Origin of the sequence: Flavobacterium sp. (assembly GCF_004211145.1) — a bacterium.
Lineage (GTDB): Bacteria > Bacteroidota > Bacteroidia > Flavobacteriales > Flavobacteriaceae > Flavobacterium.
This window is the reverse complement of sequence record NZ_SEBS01000069.1, coordinates 1-4,744: the sequence shown is the minus strand read 5'-3', so window position 1 is coordinate 4,744 and position 4,744 is coordinate 1. Positions and strand designations below refer to the sequence as shown.

The following is a 4,744-nucleotide window of genomic DNA, read 5'->3' as shown; positions in this document are numbered from 1 at the left end:
CAATAGCGACCATGGCCCGTTCGTCTATCGGTTAGGACGCCAGGTTTTCATCCTGGTAAGGGGGGTTCGATTCCCCCACGGGCTACAAATAAATTCCAACAATCCGTGTTGGAGCCAAGGTGAATAACGGTCCGTTCGTCTAGGGGTTAGGACGCCAGGTTTTCATCCTGGTAACAGGGGTTCGATTCCCCTACGGACTACAAAAAGAAATTACAAATTCAGACAAAACAAAATGGCAAATCATAAGTCAGCATTAAAGAGAATCAGAAGCAACGAAAAGAGAAGAGTGTTGAACAGATACCAACACAAAACAACGCGTAACGCTATCAAAGCTTTGCGTTTGGCTACTGACAAGAACGATGCTTCGTCAAAGCTATCTGCTGTGATCTCAATGATCGACAAGCTCGCCAAGAAAAACATCATTCACGATAACAAAGCTTCGAACTTGAAATCGAAACTTACCAAGCAAGTTGCTAAACTAGCTTAATCATGAATCGTGTAGAAAATAAAAAAGCTCCCAATCGGGAGCTTTTTTTATGCGTTTACTTTTTTAGAAGATGTCCTGAAGTTCCGAAAGCATTTCCTTGGAGATCGGTTTCGACCTGAAATCGATCACCTGAGGATACGATTTGGATTTCTCGATATCCTGAGGATCTATCGTCGACGAAAGCACGATAACCTTCGCCGCCCTGAACGCCTCGTATTTGTCGGACGAAAATAAATCGAGGAATTCCCATCCGCCCATGATCGGCATGTTAAGGTCAAGGAAAATCAATTTTGGGAATTCGCCTCCTTTTTTGTTCAATTCATCAAAATAAGCGATGGCTTCTTCACCGTTTTGAGCGGTATCGACACTTGACGCAAATTCAGCCTTCGCAATTACCATCTTGTAAAGCATCAGTGTGATTGGGTCGTCGTCCACGCAAAGTAATTTGTGTAGCATTTTGTAGTTGTTTGTAAAGAAATTAATGTATTAAGTGGTTTGTTTTTTAAAGGTTAAGGTAAATGTGGTGCCTTTGTCTACGGTACTGTCAACTGTGATATTGCCGCCCATGCTTTCGATTTGCGACTTGACCAGGTACAATCCGAGACCTTTACTGTCAGGATAATTGTGGAAACGCTGGTACAGTCCGAATATCTTGTCGCGGTTGCGTTCCATGTCGATGCCGATACCATTGTCCTTAAAGACGATCACGATGGAATCGCCGACCATTTTCGACGATACGAATATTTTGAGTTTCCTGTCCGGATCGCGGTATTTGATCGCGTTGGTAAGCAAATTTAGCAAAATGCTTTCGAGGTACGCCTTGTTTATATTCAGAATCGAAACTTTTTCGAGTTTGATGTTGATGATCGGTTTGTACATCGCGATCATGAAACTCAACTGGTTGAACACGTTTTCGAACACGTCCTTGATCAGGACTTCTTCCTTCTGTATCGACGGATTGTCTTTGATGATGACGACTCGAACCAAATCATTGATGGTTTCATTAAGCAGATGCGTCGACTTGTGGAAACCGTTCAGGATGTCTTTCAGCTGCTGATTCTCGATTGGCATGTCCTCGATGAGATTGAGCAATCCCGTAAGATTCGACAACGGAGCGCGAAGGTTGTGCGATGTGATATATGAAAACTGCTTCAAATCCTTGTTGTTCTGCGTGAGTTCGCGAATCAACTGCTCTTTCTCTTTTTCCTGTCGTTTCTCGTCGGTTATGTCGCGCTGTATCGAGATCCAATGCGAATGTTCGCCTTCAGTGTTCGTGATCGGGATCATCGAGAAATTCACCCAATATTGTTCGCCCGACTTCTTGACGTTGAGCGTCTCGAACTTGAATTCGGTTTTGTTCTTAAGCGCCTGCAATAAGCGTCCGACGTCTTTGCGAACGGCTTTCCGGTCCATAAATATTGTCGGGGCTCGACCGATGACCTCGCTGGGTTTGTAACCCGTCATCGCTGAAAACGCAGGATTCACGAATACGATTTTCGGGATCGTATTTCCGGTTTTGTCCGACTCGGTGATGATGACCGAATCCTTCATTTGCGTAATCACCGTCTCAAGCAATTTAAGTCGTTGCTCTTCCTGTTTTTGGCGCGTCACGTCCTGCATCGCCCCGATCATACGGATAGCTTTGCCCTCGGCGTCCTTTACCAGAAAGGCGCGGTCGTATACATATTTATACGAACCGTCGGCACAGGCGAAACGATATTCATCCTGCCATTTCTCGGTTTTTTGTTCGAGGAACGAGTAGAGTTTCATCGCCATTTTGATGCTGTCCTCGGTGTGGATCCGATCGAACCACCAACGTGAAGTATTCCCGACTTCGTTGCGTTTATAACCGAAAACACCTTGAATTCCTTTGTTCCATTCGAATTTGTCGTCCTGTATGTTCCAATCCCAAATCGTATCGCTCGTCGCTTTGGCCACGATGTCGTACCGTTCTTTGGCGCGCTCGGTTTCCTCGAACGCATTTCGATTTTCGATGAGTACGCCAATCATGTTTCCCACGCGTTCCACGAGATTGATTTCGTCGGCGTGAGGTGATTTTACCCGTTTGTAGTAAGTGGCGAAAGTGGCCACGACCTTGCCCGAGGTTTTCTTGACTGGCACCGACCAACAGGCTTTTACCCCGAATTTTTCAATCAGATTTCTATAATTTTCCCACAACGGATCGTGTTCGATGTCTGAAACGATTACCTTTTTTCCGGTATACATGGCTGCTCCGCAAGAACCCACATCGGGACCGATTTTAATTCCGTCAAAAACTCCCTTAAATTCTTCGCCAAGGGAATCGCCGGCGATGTGCTTCATCGTATCGTCATCGTTGAGCATCAGGATCGTGCAGTACGAATCGGGGATGAGTTCTTCGATACTGGCGACCAATTTATTGATGACCGTGTTGAAATGTATCTTCGGGTTCGCATTCAGCTCATAAATCTCCTTTTCAAAATTCAGAATCGTTTCCTGCAGTTTTCGCGTCGTGATGTCCTGCATCGCGCCTACTTTCTTGACCGCCGTATCGCCCGATCGGATGATGTCGAAACGGTCGAGGATATTCGCGTAACTGCCGTTGAGCCTCCTAAAACGATATTCGAGTTCGAAATGCCCGTTCTTTTTGTTTCGGACGGCATTTCTCAAGAATGAGAGTACATGTTCGCGATCGTCGGGATGTATGCATGAAATAAAAAAGTCGTTGTCGGTCGTATCGTTTTCGAAATCATATCCGAAAAGCGTTTTATAATTCGAGCCGACAAGCAAAATCTCGCGGTTCGCGTAATCGTAATCGTAAATCGCATCGCTCGTCGCCTTTGCGATAGCGGTGAAGCGTTCGTTGATCTCGCGTATGTGTTTCACGTTTTCGACGCGGATGGTCACATCACGCGAATTCAGGACGAGGCCATTGACGGCATTGTCATTTAAGGCGTTCGTACCTATGGATTCAAGCCAAAGGAACGATCCGTTGGCATGCCGCATCCGGAATGGATTTGAGTAAATACGCGGTTCGGTCGCCAATGTAACGTAAAACGCGCGCACTTTTTCAGTGTCGTCTTCGTGAACGAAATCCAGGATGTTCTTATGCAGAAGCTGGTTTGTTTTTCGGCCTAAGATCGTTTCGTGGTTCGGGCTTGCATACAAAAAGTTGCCGTGGACGTCGAGAATCGTGATTAGGTCGCCGCTTTCCTGCACGAGCGTCTTGAAACGCTGTTCACTCGACGAGATGATTTTTTCAGACGACAGCCTGCTCGTAACGTCGGTCGAAACTACGACTCGCGCGTTCTTTCCGTCGAATTCGATACTGCTGCTCTGGACTTCCACATCCATGATGTCGCCGTTTTTCTTGAGATGTCGGGATGTGGTTTTCGTGAACGGATGCAGCGCATTGTTACGTATCGTTACCTCGAGCAGAAGCAAATCTTCCTGCGGCCGTATGTCGCGGATGGTCATGTTCAGGAACTCGTCGCGGCTGTAACCGTAGTGTTGGACCGCGGCTTCATTCACGTCAAGGAATTTAAGCGTTTCGACGTCGTAAATCCATTTGGGCATCGGCCCTGACTTGAACAACGTCTTGTATTTTTCTTCCGACTCGCGCAATCTTCGGCTGATCTTGAACCGCTCCAGGCTGTACGTGACGCTTTTGAAAAGCTGTGAAGGCGTGAGTTCGTCCTTGAGCAGATAATCGGAAATGCCGAACGAGAGCGACTTGTATCCGAAGTCTTTGTCGGCGAAACCCGTAAGTACGATTATCGGAATGTCATCGACGATGCAAACGACGTCATGAAGCAGCTGTTCGCCTGAAACGTCGGGTAATTTGAGGTCGAGAAGCACGATGTCGACCGTATTTTTCTCGAGAAATTTTTTGGTTTCTGAAAACGAACGGGCTTTGTGCAAAACCGGATTCTCGAAGGTTTCCGATAAATAATCTCCGATCAATACGTAATCTCCCGGATTATCCTCAACGATCAAAACCTGTAATCCGGTAGTTTTATATTCCATCTATGCCGATTTTGAATTGCGTGCAACAATGGAAATCGCGATTGGGTGCATGACGCGCCAATCCTTCAAGACGAAAGAGAAAAGGTAATCCAGGTTCAAGAGTCGATACACGAGCATCTGTAATTGATTGGTTGAAGTGTTCGTTGCAATCGCAAATCCTCGTTGGCGAAATCGATTCCGATACGGCCGTGGTTTCCGTAAAACGACTGGCAGGAAGCGCGGCCGTTGGTTCGATATAGGGATTTTTAAAGG

The 4,744-nt window shown here is 46.4% G+C and carries 4 protein-coding genes and 2 tRNA genes; 3 read left to right on the top strand and 3 right to left on the bottom strand.

The annotated features are described in order from the left end of the window. Window positions 1-13 precede the first annotated feature (13 nt). From EOO50_RS17470 to rpsT, 3 genes are all read left to right on the top strand, one after another. Window positions 14-85 (top strand) — tRNA-Glu (locus EOO50_RS17470). 43 nt (window positions 86-128) lie between these two features. After that, window positions 129-200 (top strand) — tRNA-Glu (locus EOO50_RS17465). Between the two features lie 32 nt (window positions 201-232). Next, window positions 233-487: a 30S ribosomal protein S20 gene (rpsT, locus tag EOO50_RS17460; RefSeq protein ID WP_290841569.1), complete on the top strand. Its 255-nt coding sequence runs from the start codon at window positions 233-235 to the stop codon at window positions 485-487. A 63-nt stretch (window positions 488-550) separates the two neighbouring features. Here rpsT and EOO50_RS17455 read toward each other — a convergent pair whose 3' ends face one another. The 3 genes from EOO50_RS17455 to EOO50_RS17445 form a co-directional block, all read right to left on the bottom strand. Then, window positions 551-943 (bottom strand): response regulator, encoded by a 393-nt coding sequence (locus EOO50_RS17455; RefSeq protein WP_290841568.1) that lies wholly within the window; start codon window positions 941-943, stop codon window positions 551-553. Window positions 944-973: 30 nt separating this feature from the next. Next, the gene (locus EOO50_RS17450; protein WP_290841567.1) at window positions 974-4,492 is read right to left on the bottom strand and encodes a PAS domain S-box protein; all 3,519 of its coding nucleotides are present in this window, start codon (window positions 4,490-4,492) and stop codon (window positions 974-976) included. Next, on the bottom strand, window positions 4,482-4,744 hold a 263-nt coding region (locus tag EOO50_RS17445; RefSeq protein ID WP_290841566.1), incomplete at its 5' end, for a hypothetical protein. The genes EOO50_RS17450 and EOO50_RS17445, both read right to left, overlap by 11 nt.